14 protein-coding genes are annotated in these 16085 nt (G+C 70.7%); 9 read left to right on the top strand and 5 right to left on the bottom strand.

The window, feature by feature from the left end:
• Positions 1 to 6 precede the first annotated feature (6 nt).
• Entirely contained in the window at positions 7 to 963 is a 957-nt protein-coding gene (gene cofD / locus KUA19_RS05170) for a 2-phospho-L-lactate transferase (protein WP_217394938.1), read from the bottom strand.
• Positions 964 to 1066: 103 nt separating this feature from the next.
• On the opposite strand from cofD, the gene KUA19_RS05165 reads away from it, so the two are divergent.
• Complete coding sequence (locus tag KUA19_RS05165) at positions 1067 to 3589, top strand: bifunctional FO biosynthesis protein CofGH (RefSeq protein ID WP_217394937.1); 2523 nt, start codon at positions 1067 to 1069, stop codon at positions 3587 to 3589.
• Between the two features lie 393 nt (positions 3590 to 3982).
• Entirely contained in the window at positions 3983 to 4240 is a 258-nt protein-coding gene (locus KUA19_RS05160; RefSeq protein WP_203755039.1) for a WhiB family transcriptional regulator, read from the top strand.
• Positions 4241 to 4286: 46 nt separating this feature from the next.
• Here the strand turns inward: KUA19_RS05160 and KUA19_RS05155 are convergent, their stop codons facing one another.
• On the bottom strand, positions 4287 to 4733 hold the full coding sequence (locus KUA19_RS05155) for a metallopeptidase family protein (protein ID WP_217394936.1): 447 nt from the start codon (positions 4731 to 4733) through the stop codon (positions 4287 to 4289).
• Between the two features lie 120 nt (positions 4734 to 4853).
• On the opposite strand from KUA19_RS05155, the gene KUA19_RS05150 reads away from it, so the two are divergent.
• On the top strand, positions 4854 to 5213 hold the full coding sequence (locus KUA19_RS05150) for a DUF3499 domain-containing protein (protein WP_217394935.1): 360 nt from the start codon (positions 4854 to 4856) through the stop codon (positions 5211 to 5213).
• Positions 5214 to 5323: 110 nt separating this feature from the next.
• On the opposite strand, the gene KUA19_RS05145 is transcribed toward KUA19_RS05150, so the two are convergent.
• The gene (locus KUA19_RS05145; RefSeq protein ID WP_217394934.1) at positions 5324 to 6634 is read right to left on the bottom strand and encodes an NAD(P)/FAD-dependent oxidoreductase; all 1311 of its coding nucleotides are present in this window, start codon (positions 6632 to 6634) and stop codon (positions 5324 to 5326) included.
• Positions 6631 to 7977, bottom strand: a complete 1347-nt coding sequence (locus KUA19_RS05140; RefSeq protein WP_217394933.1) for an aspartate aminotransferase family protein — start codon at positions 7975 to 7977, stop codon at positions 6631 to 6633. The genes KUA19_RS05145 and KUA19_RS05140 overlap by 4 nt, the downstream gene beginning before the upstream one ends.
• A gap of 282 nt (positions 7978 to 8259) precedes the next feature.
• On the opposite strand from KUA19_RS05140, the gene KUA19_RS05135 reads away from it, so the two are divergent.
• Entirely contained in the window at positions 8260 to 9486 is a 1227-nt protein-coding gene (locus KUA19_RS05135; protein WP_254548670.1) for a polyamine ABC transporter substrate-binding protein, read from the top strand.
• A gap of 165 nt (positions 9487 to 9651) precedes the next feature.
• Here the strand turns inward: KUA19_RS05135 and KUA19_RS05130 are convergent, their stop codons facing one another.
• On the bottom strand, positions 9652 to 10158 hold the full coding sequence (locus KUA19_RS05130; RefSeq protein ID WP_217394932.1) for an Lrp/AsnC family transcriptional regulator: 507 nt from the start codon (positions 10156 to 10158) through the stop codon (positions 9652 to 9654).
• A gap of 297 nt (positions 10159 to 10455) precedes the next feature.
• On the opposite strand from KUA19_RS05130, the gene KUA19_RS05125 reads away from it, so the two are divergent.
• From KUA19_RS05125 to KUA19_RS05105, 5 genes are read left to right on the top strand one after another with little or no spacing between them, the layout of a single operon-like run.
• Positions 10456 to 11937 (top strand): gamma-aminobutyraldehyde dehydrogenase, encoded by a 1482-nt coding sequence (locus tag KUA19_RS05125; protein ID WP_217394931.1) that lies wholly within the window; start codon positions 10456 to 10458, stop codon positions 11935 to 11937.
• A 49-nt stretch (positions 11938 to 11986) separates the two neighbouring features.
• Positions 11987 to 13216 carry an ABC transporter substrate-binding protein gene (locus KUA19_RS05120; RefSeq protein WP_254548669.1) on the top strand — a complete coding sequence of 410 codons (1230 nt, stop codon included), beginning with the start codon at positions 11987 to 11989 and terminating at the stop codon, positions 13214 to 13216.
• Between the two features lie 5 nt (positions 13217 to 13221).
• Complete coding sequence (locus tag KUA19_RS05115; protein WP_217394930.1) at positions 13222 to 14307, top strand: ABC transporter ATP-binding protein; 1086 nt, start codon at positions 13222 to 13224, stop codon at positions 14305 to 14307.
• Between the two features lies 1 nt (position 14308).
• Positions 14309 to 15232, top strand: coding sequence for an ABC transporter permease (locus KUA19_RS05110; RefSeq protein ID WP_308167341.1), 924 nt, complete (start codon positions 14309 to 14311; stop codon positions 15230 to 15232).
• Complete coding sequence (locus tag KUA19_RS05105; RefSeq protein ID WP_217394929.1) at positions 15232 to 16068, top strand: ABC transporter permease; 837 nt, start codon at positions 15232 to 15234, stop codon at positions 16066 to 16068. The genes KUA19_RS05110 and KUA19_RS05105 overlap by 1 nt, the downstream gene beginning before the upstream one ends.
• Positions 16069 to 16085: the final 17 nt, after the last annotated feature.

Genomic DNA, 16085 nt, shown 5'->3' with positions numbered 1-16085 from the left:
CGCCGATCACGACAGTCCTCCCAGCTCCAGCGCCGCGCGGACCATCGCCGCGGTCGCGTCCTCGTCGGTCATCCACAGCGGTGCCGCGCCCACGCGTACGCCGGGGACTTCGGTCGCCGCGTCGGCGGTGTCGACCAGCCACGCGTCGAGCACCCCACCGGCGGTACGGGCACCGTACAGTCGGCCCACGCCCTCGGCCGTGCACGGCACGTCCAGCGCGGCCAGGCACTTGTCGGCCATGCCGCGCACCGGGCTGCCACCGATGATCGGCGAGACGCCGACGACCGGAGCCCGCCCGGTGACCAGCGCGTCGCGCAGCGGGGCCACGGCCAGCACCGGCGCGATCGACACCACCGGGTTGCTCGGCGCGACCAGCACCACGTCGGCCGAGCCCAGTGCGTCGAGCACGCCCGGCGCGGGTTTGGCGGCCTCGGCCCCGACGAAGACGAACCGCTTCGCGGGCACCTGCGCGCGGTGGCGCACCCACCACTCCTGGAAGTGGATGGCCTGCTCCGCTCCGTCGAGCTCGGTGACCACGTGGGTCTCCAGCCGGTCGTCGGTGGCGGGCAGCAGGTCCAGGCCCGGCTGCCAGCGGTCGCACAGCGCGGCGACCACGGCCGACAGCGGGTAGCCCGCGTTCAGCATCCGGGTGCGGACCAGGTGGGTGGCGATGTCCCGGTCGCCGAGGCCGAACCAGGAGGGCTCGGCGCCGTATTTGGCCAGCTCCTCCTTGACGGTCCAGGTCTCGCCCGCGCGACCCCAGCCGCGCTCGGGGTCGATCCCGCCGCCCAGGGTGTACATCACCGAGTCCAGGTCGGGGGTGATGCGCAGCCCGTGCATCCACACGTCGTCACCCACGTTGACGACCGCGGTCACCTCGGCGCCGGTATCGCGGGCATATGCCCGCACTCCGGTGAGGAACCGCGCGCCGCCGATGCCGCCTGCCAGCACCACGATCCGCATCCTCACATCCTCCCGCACCGCGGCGGTCGCGCCGGGGCAGGGTCGTACGCTGGCCTGCGGGCGTTGGTACCTACTACGGGGTAGCGCGCGGAGGGGAGTCAGCATGGCCGGCGAAGCGGATGCGCAGCACCAGGTCACGGCTGCGGAGGTGACGCGCGCGCTGAGACGGGCGAGCACCGGCAAGGCGCTCGACGCCGCCGAGGCGACCGCCCTGCTCAGTGCCGAGGGCGCGGCCTTCGACGAACTGCTGGCCCTGGCCGGCGCCGTACGCGACGCGGGCCTGCGCGACGCCGGACGCCCCGGCGTCATCACCTTCTCCAAGAAGGTCTTCATCCCGCTGAGCCGCCTGTGCCGGGACCGCTGCCACTACTGCACCTTCGCCACCGTGCCGCACAAGCTGCCCGCCGCGTTCCTGGACCGCGACGAGGTGTTGGCGATCGCCCGGCAGGGCGCCGCGCTCGGCTGCAAAGAGGCATTGTTCACACTCGGGGATCGGCCCGAGGACCGGTGGCCGGCCGCGCAGCAGTGGCTCGACGAGCGGGGGTACGCCTCCACGCTGGACTATCTGCGCTCGGTGGCGATCGCCGTACTGGAGGAGACGGGCCTGCTGCCGCACCTCAACCCGGGTGTGCTGAGCTGGGCCGAGCTGCAGCGGCTGCGCCCGGTGGCGCCGAGCATGGGCATGATGCTGGAGACCACCGCCACCCGGCTGTGGTCGGAGCCCGGCGGCCCGCACTTCGGCTCGCCCGACAAGGAACCGGCGGTGCGGCTGCGGGTGCTGGCCGACGCGGGTCGGATCGGGGTGCCGTTCACCACGGGCATCCTGATCGGCATCGGTGAGACGCACGCCGAGCGGGTCGACGCGCTGTTCGAGATCCGCCGCAGCGCCCGGGAGTACGGCCACCTCCAGGAGGTGATCGTGCAGAACTTCCGCGCCAAGCCCGACACCGCGATGCGTTCGGTGCCGGATGCCTCGGTCCGCGACCTCGCCGCCACGGTGGCCGTCGCGCGGCTGCTGCTCGGGCCGGGCATGCGCCTGCAGGCCCCGCCGAACCTCATCGACGCCTCGTTCGAACTGCTGGTCAGGGCCGGGATCGACGACTGGGGCGGGGTGTCGCCGCTGACGCCGGACCACGTCAACCCCGAGCGCCCCTGGCCACACCTGGACGAGCTGGCGGCGCTGACCGCGGCCACCGGCTTCGAGCTGCGGGAGCGGCTCACGATCTACCCGGGGTACGTCCGAGGCGCCGAGCGCTGGCTCGACCCGCGCCTGCACCCGCACGTCACGGCGCTGGCCGCCGCCGACGGGATGGCCGTGGCCGACGCGCCGGTGACCGGCCGCCCCTGGCAGGAGCCCGAGGTCGAGGGCGGCACGGGCCGCACCGACCTGCACGCCACCATCGACACCACCGGCCGCGCCGCCGACCGTCGCGCCGACTTCGACACCGTGTACGGCGACTGGTCGGCCGTCTCCGAGGCGGCCGGGCGCGGCACCGCCCCCGCGGTACACCTCGGTGCGCTGGCCGAGGGCCTGCGGGTGGCCCGGGAGAACCCGGCGGACCTGCTCGAATCCCGGCACGAGGACGCCGCGCTGGCGCTGCTGCACGCCGACGGCCCGGCCCTGGACGAGCTGTGCCGCATCGCCGACGACGTGCGTGCCGCCACCGTCGGCGACGACGTGACGTACGTGGTCAACCGCAACATCAACTTCTCCAACGTCTGCTACGTCGGCTGCCGGTTCTGCGCGTTCGCCCAGCGCGAGCGCGACGCCGACGCCTACCGGCTGAGCGTGGCGCAGGTCGCCGACCGGGCCGAGGAAGCGTGGCGCGACGGCGCTACCGAGATCTGCGTGCAGGGCGGCATCGACCCGCAGCTGCCCGTCTCGGTTTACCCGGACCTGGTCCGGGCGGTGAAGGAGCGGGTGCCCGGCATGCACGTGCACGCGTTCAGTCCGATGGAGATCGTCACCGCGGCGGCCAAGGCCGGGGTGTCCGTGGCCGACTGGCTGACGCGGCTGCGCGAGGCGGGGCTGGACACCATTCCCGGCACGGCGGCCGAGATCCTCGACGACGAGGTGCGCTGGGTGCTGACCAAGGGCAAACTGCCGACCTCCGCCTGGGTGGAGACGGTCGAGACGGCGCACCGGCTGGGCATCCGGTCCAGCTCCACGATGATGTACGGCCACGTCGACCACCCCCGGCACTGGCTGGGCCACTTCCGGGTGCTCGCCGGGATCCAGGACCGCACCGGCGGCTTCACCGAGTTCGTGGCGCTGCCGTTCGTGCACACCAACGCCCCGATCTACCTCGCCGGGGTGTCCCGCGCCGGGGCGACCTGGCGCGAGAACCGGGCCGTGCACGCGATGGCCAGGTTGCTGCTGCATGGCCGGATCGACAACATTCAGTGCTCCTGGGTGAAGCTCGGCGACGAGGGCACCGTGGCGATGCTGAACGGCGGCTGCAACGACCTGGGCGGCACGCTGATGGAGGAGACGATCTCCCGGATGGCGGGCTCGGCGCACGGCTCGGCCCGTACCGTCGCGCAGCTGGAGGCGGTGGCGGCCGCCGCCGGACGTCCGGCCCGGCAGCGCACGACCGGTTACGCGACCGCGCCACACCGGCACTGACCTGCGTAGATACCGACGGCCGGGGGCGTGACGTCCCCGGCCGTCGCGTCGTTGTGCCCAGGGTGACGGACATCATCGGCTATCTGTCGGATCGCCGTCAGCCGGATGACGTCAAGCCCGACACGCCAGCAGAATTTCGCCACGACACGCCCGGGATGCCGTTACCGCTCTCGGGTCTGGATCGATAGGGCAGTGGCGGGACAATGCCGCCGCACCGAACGGCCCTGCCGGGCGTGTACCAGAGTCAGCTTGACGGTGCACGTGCGACACGCGTGTAATTCCGGTGGGGCCTGGAGGATGCGGCAGCCACGAAACCGCCTATGTGGACAGATGCCCTCTCCAGGGTGGGGGGTTGCGCCGGTGATCCCGGCGCGCATAAAGGAGGCAGCGGAGATGGACGGTCGCCCCGTCGTGGCGGATCTGCTGGGCAACGCGCCCGAGTGGCAGGAGCACGCGCTGTGCTCGCAGACCGACCCTGAGGCGTTCTTCCCCGAGAAGGGTGGATCGACCCGCGAAGCCAAGCGCATCTGCTCGCGCTGCGAGGTCAAGTCCGAGTGCCTGGAGTACGCCCTCTCGCACGACGAGCGGTTCGGCATCTGGGGTGGACTGTCCGAGCGCGAGCGCCGCAAGCTCAAGCGCCGGGCGGTCTGAAGCCTGTCTCCTGCCCGGGTCGGGGGGCCCGGGGCAGGAGGGCATGTCAGCTGAGGTCTTCGGGGCTCAGCCCGAGCAGGTTCGCCACCTGCTCCACGATCACGTCCCGGACCAGCTCGCCGAGGTCGTCGCGGTCCGAGGCGCGGAACTCCAGCGGGCGCCGGTAGACCACGATCCGGGGCGGCACGCCGTGCCGTCCCGGGCGTCCCGGCAGCAGCCGCGCCAGCGGCACCCGGCCGTCCTCCAGCACGTCGGAGTCGTACACGTTCAGGTCCGGCGGGACGTCCTCCACCGCGAACTCGACCCCGGCCAGCTCGGTGGCGAACTTCGCCTCCAGCGACTCGACCGTGTCCAGCACCAGCTCGTCGAAGACCTCCGCCTTGGTCCGGGCCAACGGCACGCTCGCGGGGACCAGGCGGCCGCGCATACCCCGCCCGTGGCGGTCGCGGCGGCGTCGTACGGCGGTGGGGCGGCGGCGGGCGGGACTGGTCACTTCGCCAATGTATCCCCGCCGGTCAGTTTCCCGTCGGGGCACGCCTGAGTGATCCTTCCCTCGGCGTGTCGCGGCGCATCCACGGCGTACTCGCCCGGCGGGGCGCTAACGTCACACGCCGTGAGGTCTCCACGGCGTTGCTCTCGTAACGGCTGCCCCCGGCAGGCGGTCGCAACGCTGACCTATGTCTATGCCGAGTCGACCGCGGTGGTCGGGCCGCTCGCCGCGCACCAGGAGCCGCACACGTACGACCTGTGCGAGCCGCACGCGCTGAGCCTGACCGCCCCCCGGGGCTGGGAGCTGGTCCGCTACGACGGCGAGTTCGAGCCGCCGCCGCCCACCACCGACGACCTGGTCGCCCTGGCCGAGGCGGTGCGCGAGGCGGCCCGCCCGCACCCGCGCGCCCCCGAGCCGCCGGACCCCGCGCCGACCCCCACCCCGGGCCGCCGCGGCCACCTCCGCGTCATCCCACCCGCCTGAGACGTAAGGAAGGGCCCCTTCTTATCGCTTTACGACGAAGAAGGGGCCCTTTCAAACCTCGCGGAGCGGCGGGGCGACCTCGCGCAGCGGTGGGCGCAGCCTGCGGGTGGTCAAGAGCGCAGGCGGGAGAGGGCGTCCAATGCCACGACGCCGCGCAGGCCCGCGTTGATGCCCAGCCAGCGCAGCGGCTCCGGCTCCCAGTTCGGGGAGCGGTGGTTCACCCAGGGCAGGGCGGTGCGTTCGGTCTCATGGCCGGTGATCAGGTCGGCCAGGGTCTGTCCGGCCAGGTTGGTGGCGGCCACCCCGTCACCGACGTAGCCCCCGGCCCAGGCCAGGCCGGTGGCGCGGTCGAGGCCCACGGACGGGTGCCAGTCCCGGGCGATGCCCAGCGGTCCGCCCCAGGCGTGGGTGAACTCGGTGCCGTCCAGCGCCGGGAACAGCTCGCGCAGGGTGTGCCGTAGCGCGTCGTGCACGCGCGGCGCGGTGTCGTACGACGGCCGCACCGCCGACCCGAAGTGGTACGGCGCCCCGCGCCCGCCGAACGCCAGCCGCCCGTCGGCGGTGCGCTGCCCGTAGATGACCAGTCGGCGCAGGTCGGTGAACGTCTCCCGCGCGGCCAGCCCGGTCCGGGCCCAGAACGAATCGGGCAGTGGCGCGGTCGCCACCATCAACGAGTAGATCGGCACCACCGCGCGCCGGGAGCCGGGCAGTCCGGGGGTGTACCCCTCGGTCGCCCGGACCACGAACCGCGCCCGGACCGTGCCGTACGCGGTGCGTACGGCACCCGGCGCCAGTTCCAGCGCCGGGGTCTTCTCGTAGATCGGCACGCCCTGCCGCTCGATGGTGCGAGCCAGCCCGCGCGCCAGCTTGAGCGGGTGCAGCGCGGCGCAGTGCGGGTTCCAGGTCCCGCCGTGCACGTCGGTGGCGCCGCAGCGGGCCCGTGCCTCGGCCGGGCCGAGCAGTTCCAGCTCGAACCCGTACGCGGCCGCCTGCGCCGCCTCGGCCCGTGCCTCGTGCCACTGCCGGGCCGAGCGGGCCAGCCCCAGCGAGCCGCCCTTGGCGAAGTCGCAGTCGATGCCCTCGGCGGCGGCGACCTTGCCGACCTCGTCGACGGTGGTGTTCATGGCGGCCTGGAACGCGACCGCCGCGTCCCGGCCGTGCCGCCGCTCCAGTTTGGGCAGCGAGACCGGCAGCAGGCCGGAGCACCAGCCGCCGTTGCGGCCGGAGGCGCCGAACCCGGCCTGCTCCGCCTCGACGATCGCGACGCGCAGGTTCGGGTCGGCGCGGCGCAGGTAGTACGCCGTCCACAGGCCGGTGTAGCCCGCGCCGACGATCGCCACGTCGACGTCGAGGTCGCCGGACAGCCGCGGGCGGGGCGCGACGGCGCCGCCCGCGGTGTCCCGCCACAGTGAGACAGTCACAGCAGATTCGAGGCCCGGGTCAGCACGTCGCGCAGGATCTGCTCCATCTCGTCGAACTCGGTCTGGGTGCAGATCAGCGCGGGGGACAGCTGGATCACCGGGTCGCCCCGGTCGTCGGCGCGGCAGTACAGCCCGGCGTCGAACAGCGCCGTGGACAGGAAGCCGCGGATCAGCTTCTCCGACTCCTCGGCGTTGAACGTCTCCCGGGTCGTCTTGTCCTTGACCAGTTCGATGCCGTAGAAGTAGCCCTCGCCGCGCACGTCGCCGACGATCGGCAGGTCGTACAGCTTCTCCAGGGTGGCCCGGAAGGCGGGCGCGTTCTCGCGTACGTGCCCGACCAGGTTCTCCCGTTCGAAGATGTCGAGGTTGGCCATGGCCACCGCGCAGCCGACCGGGTGCCCGCCGAAGGTGATGCCGTGGGCGAACATCTGCCCGTCGGCCAGGAACGGCTCCATCAGCCGGTCGCTGGCGATCATCGCGCCGAGCGGGGAGTAGCCCGAGGTCAGCGCCTTGGCGGTGGTGATGATGTCGGGCTGGTAGCCGTAGTACTGGGCACCGAAGTACTCGCCGAGGCGACCCCAGGAGCAGATGACCTCGTCGGAGACCATGAGTACGCCGTACCGGTCGCAGATCTCGCGTACCCGCTGGAAGTAGCCGGGCGGGGCGGGGAAGCAGCCGCCCGCGTTCTGCACCGGCTCCAGGAACACCGCGGCGACGGTCTCCGGCCCCTCGCGCTCGATGGCGCGGGCGATCTCGTCGGCGGCCCATACCCCGAAGGCCTCGTAGTCGTCGCCGTGCTCGGGCGCGCGGTAGAAGTTGGTGTTGGGCACCTTGATGCCGCCGGGCACCAGCGGCTCGAACTCGGCCCGGAACGCGGGCACACCGGTGATCGACAGCGCGCCCAGCGAGGTGCCGTGGTAGGCCAGGTAGCGGCTGACCACCTTGTGCCGCAGCGGCTGGCCGACCTTCTTGAAGTACGAGCGGGCGAGCTTCCACGCGCTCTCCACCGCCTCGGAGCCGCCGGTGGTGAAGAAGACCCGGTTGAGGTCGCCCGGGGTCAGCGAGGCGATCCGGTCGGCCAGCTCGATGGCCTTCGGGTGGGCGTACGACCACAGCGGGAAGAACGCCAGCTCGTGGGCCTGCTTGGCGCCCGCGTCGGCCAGTTCCGCCCGGCCGTGGCCGGCGTTGACGGTGAACAGCCCGGCGAGCCCGTCGAGGTAGCGCTTGCCGTTGCTGTCCCACACGTAGGCGCCCTCACCTCGCACGATCGTCGGCACGTTGCCGTCGCGGTAGGCACCCATCCGGGTGAAGTGCATCCAGAGGTGGTCGGTTTCCTTGCCCATCGTGAGGCTCCACTCAGAGGTACGTCGCCGTGTTGCCTACGGTTATCGCACACAGATTCGCGAGATGACAACCCTTCCAGTGCCATTATCGCTCGTACGCCACGGATTTCGTAGCGGACCGCTGGCCACCGTCCGCCCTGCCGTACCGTTGCGCCGGACAAGGGCGTTTTGTGAGCTGAGGCACCTGGCCCCGCGTAGCCGGACCTGGTTTGGGCAGAATTGTCGGCTGCCCGTTGTTCGACCTGGGGAACGTCCGTCCCCTCAGCTGTAGAGGTACCTCGATTGCGCGCTCCTCGCACCCTTTCCTCGCCCGCCCGCGCCCTGCTCCAGGCCTTCGGCCGCCCAGCCACCCGGCGCCGGGTGCTGACCGGTGCCCTCGCCGGGGGCGCGGTCGCCGTGGGGGCCGCCACGCTGGGCGGGCGTGGGCTGGAGGGCACCGCGGCGGCGGCCGCGAACTGCACCGCGGTCGACCACTCCGCGACCGAGCGCCGCGTCGCCTTCTCCAACTGGGTGCAGTACGTCGACGTCGACGAGCGCGACCCCAACCGGCGTCCGACGCTCGCCGCGTTCACCGCCCAGACCGGGATCAAGGTCGGCTACACCGAGGACATCAATGACAACAACGAGTTCTTCGGCCGCGTCCGTACGCAGCTCGCCGCCTGCCAGGACATCGAGCGCGACCTAGTGGTCTTCACCGACTGGATGGCGGCCAAGGTCATCCGGCTGGGCTTCGCCCAGTCCATCGACCCCGCCCGGGTCGCCACCGTGCACCGCAACGTGCTGCCGTCGCTGCGGCAGCGCTCGTACGACCGCGAGTTCGCGTACTCGATCCCGTGGCAGTCCGGCCTGACCGGCTTCGCCGTCAACACCCGGGTCGCGACCGAGGTGCACACCGTCGACGAGCTGCTCACCCGCCCCGACCTCAAGGGCCGGGTGACCGTGTCGATGGAGATGCCCGACACGATGGGCCTGCTCATCGCCTCGCTGGGCAAGGATCCGGCGAACTTCACGCCCGAGGACTTCGACGCCGCGCTGGACAAGCTCAGCCGGGCGGTGCGCAGCGGCCACATCCGCCGGTTCAGCGGCAACGAGTACGTCCAGGACCTGGCCAAGGGTGACGTCGCCGCCGCGATCGCCTGGTCCGGGGACGCGCTGCAGCTCAACGCGAACGACGAGAAGATCAAGTTCATCGCCCCGGACGAGGGCCTGATGATCTGGTCGGACTGCGCGCTGATCCCGTCCACCGCCCGACACGGGGCCAACGCCGCCAAGCTGCTCGACTACTACTACGACCCGAGCGTGGCCGCGGAGCTGGCGGCCTGGGTCAACTACGTGTGCCCGGTGGCCGGGGCGCAGGAGGAGATGGCGAAGATCGACCCGGAGCTGGCCGAGCACGAGCTGATCTTCCCGAGCGTGGCGACGCTGGCGCGGGTGCGCGCGTTCAAGTCGCTGAGCGCCGCCGAGGAGCGGGCGTACCAGGCGAGCTTCACGGCGGTCATGGGCATCTGACCCGTCGCCCGTCGCCGGTCGCCGGTCGCCGTCGCCCGCGCCGTGCCGTCGCACTTGGCGCTTAGCATCGACGCTGGCCTATCCAGAGGACGGATCAGCGAAAGCCGTCCTCTGGATAGGCCAGCGTCGATAAAAAACCGGGGGTGTGGTCGGGCGCCGGCGCGGTCAGGTGGTGCTGGTGCCGGTGCCCCAGGAGTACGTCTGCTTGCGCAGCTTGAGGTACACGAAGACCTCGGCCCCGACGACTCCGTCCACGGCCCGCACCTCCTGCAGGATCTGCAGCAGGTGGTCGTCGTTGCGGCAGACCGCCTCCAGCAGCAGGTCGTAGGACCCGGCCGTGATCACGACGTAGTCGACCTCCTCGATCTCCGCGATCCGGTCCGAGATGCCGTCGAGGTCGCCGGTCGTCTTGACCCCGATCATGGCCTGCCGGCCGAGGCCGAGCTGGAGCGGGTCGGTGACGGCGACGATCTGCATGACGCCCGCGTCGATGAGCCGCTGGACGCGCTGTCTGACCGCCGCCTCGCTCAGGCCGACCGCTCGGCCGATGGTCGCGTACGGGCGTCGGCCGTCCTCCTGCAACTGCTCGATGATCTGTTTCGCGGTCTCGTCGAGCAGTGCGTGGTTGGCGTGGTTGAGCTGCGGGTGGCGGCGGACGGTTCCGCGGGGCACCGTTGAGTCAGCGGGCGTCGGCAATGCCGGCCTCCTGAGGGACGTGAGCGATGAGGGTCGCAGGGTGGGGTGGGCCCGGGGCCCGGGGCTCCGGTGGTCGAATCGTAACGCCGTCAGCGCCACGATTCCGGTACCGCCCGCCAGCGCTTGTAACGAAAACGTCATCTGTTGGCGACTTTGAGCCCCGGAATCCGTGGAGTCAGCTCAAGAACGCCACGGAATCCCTTGTCATGTGGTCCACGTCATGTAACTATCGTCGCGCCACAGCTTGTTAACCATCTGACAGTGGGGGCCGGGATGACCGTTTTTTCGCCCAATCTGATCGGCGGTGCGAGCGCCGACGGTACCTCGGGTGAGCGGTTCTCCGTGATCAACCCGGCGGACGGCACCTCGGTGGCCGAGTTCGAGCTGGCGGGCACCGAGGATGTGGAGGCGGCTGTGGCGGCGGCGCGGGCGGCGTATCCGGGCTGGTCGGGCGCGACGCCCGGCGAGCGCTCCGGCGCGCTGACCCGGCTCGCGGGCGTCCTGGCCGAACGGGCCGCGGACTTCGTGGCCGCCGAGGTGGCGCAGACCGGCAAGCCGGTGCGCCTGGCGACCGAGTTCGACGTGCCCGGCACGATCGACAACACCGCCTTCTTCGCCGGGGCGGCACGCAACCTGGAGGGCAAGGCGGCGGGGGAGTACTCCGGCGACCACACCAGCATGGTGCGTCGCGAGGCGATCGGTGTGGTCGGCTCGATCTCGCCATGGAACTACCCGCTGCAGATGGCGGCCTGGAAGATCCTGCCCGCGATCGCGGCGGGCAACACCATCGTGCTCAAGCCCGCCGAGCTGACCCCGCTGACCAGCGTCATGTTCGCCCAGGCCTGCCTGGACGCGGGCATCCCGGCGGGCGTGGTCAATGTGGTGACCGGCCGGGGCACGGTGGCCGGGGCGGCGCTGGTCGCGCACCCCGACGTGGACATGGTCAGCTTCACCGGGTCGACCGGGGTCGGGCGCCAGGTCGGCGCCACCGCCGCGGGCGCGGTGAAGCGGGTGCACCTGGAGCTGGGCGGCAAGGCTCCGTTCCTGGTCTTCGACGACGCCGACGTGGAGGCCGCCGCCCAGGGCGCGGTCGCCGGGTCGCTGATCAACAGCGGTCAGGACTGCACCGCGGCGACGCGGGCGTACGTGCAGCGGCCGCTCTACGACCGCTTCGTGGCCCGGGTGGCCGAGCTGTTCGAGGGGGTACGGGCCGGAGACCCGCTCGACCCCGCGACCGACATCGGCCCGCTGATCTCGCTGGCCCAGCGGGACCGGGTGGCGGGGTTCGTGGACCGGGCCCGCGCGGCGGGTGCCAAGATCGTCGTCGGCGGCCGGGTCCCGGCCGACCTGACCCACGGCGCTTACTACGCCCCGACCCTGGTGGTCGACGCGGCGCAGGACAGCGAGATCGTCCAGCAGGAGGTGTTCGGCCCGGTGCTGGTGGTGCTGCCCTTCGACGCCGATGATGAGGGTATGGCGCTGGCCAACGACACACCGTACGGCCTGGCCGCGAGTGTGTGGACCCGGGACGTGTACCGATCCCTGCGCGGCACACGTGAGCTGCGGGCGGGCTGCGTGTGGGTCAACGACCACATCCCGATCATCAGCGAGATGCCGCACGGGGGTTACCGGCGCTCGGGATTCGGAAAAGACATGTCCACCTACTCGTTCGACGAGTACACACAGATCAAACACGTCATGTACGACCGCACCGCGGTGGCCGCCAAGCCCTGGCACCGCACCGTCTTCAAGTAGTTGATAACAGCAGCATTCGGTAGTCCCCTCTTACGTTAAGGAACGTTCGATGCCTCGTCGTATTCCTCTTTCCCCGCAGGCTCAAGCGGTGCTCGCGGCCATGCCGACGCGGCGCAACGTGCTGCGCGGCGCCCTGGCCGGCGGCGCGCTGGCGGTGGGCGGCGGCGCGCTGGCCGCCTGCGGCACCACCGGCAACGGGAGCAGCGGCCCGTCGGCCAAGCCGGCCTGCACCGTGCCGGACGTCTCGGCCACCGAGCGCACCGTGCTCTTCTCCAACTGGCCTGCCTACATCGACGAGGACGAGAAGAACGCCGACGTCCACCCGACGCTCACGACGTTCAAGGCCAAGACGGGCATCGACGTCAAGTACACCGCGGACATCAACGACAACAACGAGTTCTACGGCAAGATCCGTACGCAGCTCGCGGCCTGCCAGAGCATCGAGCGCGACATCGTGGTCTTCACCGACTGGATGGCGGCCAAATTCATCCGCAACGGCTTCGCCCAGAAGTTCAACCCGGACAAGGTGGCCACGTTCCTCAAGAACCTGTCGCCGTCGCTGAAGGGCCGCCAGTTCGACCCGAACATGGAGTACGCGGCCCCGTGGCAGTCCGGCCTGACCGGCATCGCGGTCAACACCGGGGTGACCAAGGAGGTGCACACGGTCGACGAGCTGCTGACCCGTGCCGACCTCAAGGGCAAGGTCACCGCGCTGACCGAGATGCGCGACACGATGGGCTTCATGCTGCTGTCGATGGGCAAGGACCCGGCCAACTTCACCTCGGCCGACTACGACGCGGCGCTGGACAAGCTCAAGGGCGCGGTGGCCTCGGGCCAGATCCGCAAGTTCACCGGCAACGACTACGTGCAGGACCTGGCCAAGGGCGACATCGCCGCCTGCATCGCGTGGTCCGGTGACGTGATCCAGCTCGGGTTCGACAACGACAAGATCAAGCTGATCACGCCGGACGAGGGCATGATGATCTGGTCGGACAACATGCTGATCCCGACCACCGCCGCGCACGCGGCCAACGCCCAGGCGCTGATCGACTACTACTACGACCCGAAGGTCGCCGCCGAGCTCGCCGCGTGGGTCAACTACGTGTGCCCGGTCGCCGGGGCCCAGGAGGAGATGCAGAAGATCGATCCCGACCTGGCCGCCAACCCGCTCATCTTCCCCAACGCCGAGATGCAGTCCAAGCTCCACATCTTCATGCCGCTCACCGAGGCGCAGGAGAAGGAGTACGAGGGCAAGTTCCAGTCAGCGATCGGGGCGTAACGAACGTGACCGACCAGGATCTGTGCATCGAGGGCGTCACCAAGACCTTCGGCAGCTTCACGGCCGTCGACGACCTCACCCTGACCATCCCCGACGGCTCGTTCTTCGCGCTGCTCGGGGCGTCGGGCTGCGGCAAGACCACCACGCTGCGCATGGTGGCCGGGCTGGAGGAGCCGACCAGCGGGCGGATCACGCTCGGCGGCCTCGACATCACCCGGATGCGGCCGTACAAGCGGCCCGTGAACACGGTGTTCCAGAGCTACGCGCTGTTCCCGCACATGAGCGTCGCCGACAACGTGGCGTTCGGCCTGCGGCGCAAGGGCGTGAGCAAGGCCGACGCCCGGGGCCGGGTCGCCGAGATGCTCGACCTGGTCCAGCTCGGCCAGTACGGGTCGCGCCGCCCGGCACAGCTGTCCGGCGGGCAGCAGCAGCGGGTGGCGCTGGCCCGCGCGCTGGTCAACAACCCGGAGGTGCTGCTGCTGGACGAGCCGCTGGGCGCGCTCGACCTCAAGCTGCGGCGTCAGATGCAGATCGAGCTCAAGCGCATCCAGACCGAGGTCGGCATCACCTTCGTGCACGTCACGCACGACCAGGAGGAGGCCATGACCATGGCCGACACGGTCGCGGTGATGAACGAGGGGCGCGTCGAGCAGCTCGGCGCCCCGGCGGAGATGTACGAGTTCCCCGCCTCGGCCTTCGTGGCCAACTTCCTGGGCCAGTCCAATCTGATCCAGGCGCAGGTCACCGGCCAGACCGACGGGCACGTGACGGTCGACGCGCACGGCAACCGGCTGGCGGTGCCCGCGGGCCGGTGCCGGGTCACCTCCGGCAGCGCCCTGCTGGGGGTACGCCCGGAGAAGCTGCACCTGGCCGCGGACCTGACCTCGGTGCCGCAGGGGCACGCCGCCGTCGGCGGCGTCGTCACCGACGCGTCGTTCACCGGCGTCTCCACGCAGTACCTGGTGCGTGCCCCCTGGGGCACCGAGCTGACCGTGTTCGTGCCCAACTCGGGTGTCACCGCGCCCCAGGCGCCCGGGGCCGAGGTGCACGTGCACTGGGCACCAGCGCACTCGTTCCTCGTGGGGAGCTGATGTGGCGGCTCTGATCCCCTCCGCCGGAGGCACGGGTGCGGCGGTCGACGCCGCGCCCGCGGCGCCTCCGGCGGGCATGCGCGCACACCGCTGGGTGCCGTACGCGCTGCTCGCCCCCGGCCTGCTCTGGCTGATCGTCTTCTTCATCGTGCCGGTGTGGCAGCTGTTCGCGGCGAGCCTGTGGGACCCCAACGGCTCGGTCGAGACCGGCTACGCGATGACCTGGTCGTGGAGCAACTACGCCACCGCCTGGGACATGTTCCACGTCCAGTTCCTCCGCTCGCTCTGGTACGCGCTGATCACCACGGTGATCTGCGTGCTGCTGGCCTACCCGCTGGCCTACGCGATCGCGATCAAGGGCGGGCGCTGGAAGAACCTGATGCTGGTCGGCGTGATCGCGCCGTTCTTCACCAGCTACCTGGTGCGCACCTACTCGTGGAAGGCGATCCTGGCCGACACCGGCCCGGTGGTCGAGTTCCTGAAGTGGATCCACGTGCTGCCGCCCGACGGCCGCCTGCTGGCCACCGAGTTCGCCGTGATTGCGGGCCTGGTCTACAACTTCCTGCCGTTCATGGTGCTGCCGCTCTACGCCAGCCTGGAGAAGCTCGACGTACGCCTGCTGGAGGCCGCCCGCGACCTCTACCACGGCCCGGTGCGCAGCTTCTTCCGCGTCACGCTGCCGCTGTCCATGCCGGGCGTGGTGGCGGGCACGCTGCTCTGCTTCATCCCGGCCACCGGCGACTACGTCAACGCGCAGCTGCTGGGCGGCCCGAACACCCAGATGATCGGTAGCGTGATCCAGTCGCGGTTCCTGGTGGTGAACGACTACCCGATCGCCTCGGCGCTCTCGGTGATGCTCATGATCACGATCCTGGTGCTGGTCACGATCTACGTCAGCACCGCCGGCACGGAGGAGGTCGTCTGATGGCCCGCTCCCTGTGGCGCTGGTTCGCCGAGAAATGGGTGTTCCTGCTGGGGCTGCTGTTGCTCGGGTACCTGTTCGTCCCGATCGCGGTGGTGCTGCTGCTGTCGTTCAACCAGCCCGGCAGCCGCAACACCACGTACGTGCTGGACTTCGGCGACCTGCACTTCACGCTGCACAACTGGACCGACATGTGCGGCGCGGCCGGGCTGTGCGACTCGCTGCAGCGCAGCATCGTCATCGGGTTCTGCGCGACGGTGCTTTCCACCATTCTGGGCACTCTGATCTCGTTCGCCCTGGTTCGGTACCGGTTCATGGGCCGGGGCGCCACCAACACGTTGATCTTCCTGCCGATGGCCACGCCGGAAATCGTCATGGGAACTTCGTTGTTGACACTGTTCATCGGGACAAAGTTGCCGCTGGGCTTCTTGACGATCCTGATCGCGCATGTCATGTTCTGCATATCGTTCGTGGTGGTCACCGTGAAGGCACGACTGGCCGGGCTTGACCCGAGGCTGCAGGAGGCGGCGATGGACCTGTACGCGACGCCGTGGCAGGCGTTCCGTCTGGTCATCCTGCCCTTGGTCATGCCCGGGATCGTGGCGGCGGCGCTGCTGGCGTTCTCGCTCAGCTTCGACGACTTCATCATCACGAACTTCGTGACCGGCACCAGCGGCTACGACACCTTCCCCATGTTCATCTGGGGCTCGAACCTGCGCGGCATCCCGCCGCAGGTCAACGCCGTGGCCAGTGCCATGTTCCTGATCTCGTTCGCGTTCGTCATCGCGGGCCAGCTGCGCACCCGTCGCCGCTCCGCCCGTCGCGCCGCGACCAGCTGATCTTCTGAACGGCCGCC

It is taken from the genome of Catellatospora tritici, from assembly GCF_019083965.1.
GTDB classification, from domain to species: domain Bacteria; phylum Actinomycetota; class Actinomycetes; order Mycobacteriales; family Micromonosporaceae; genus Catellatospora; species Catellatospora tritici.
Note: the sequence above shows the minus strand (reverse complement) of the source record. Positions and strands in the feature narration are given on the sequence as shown.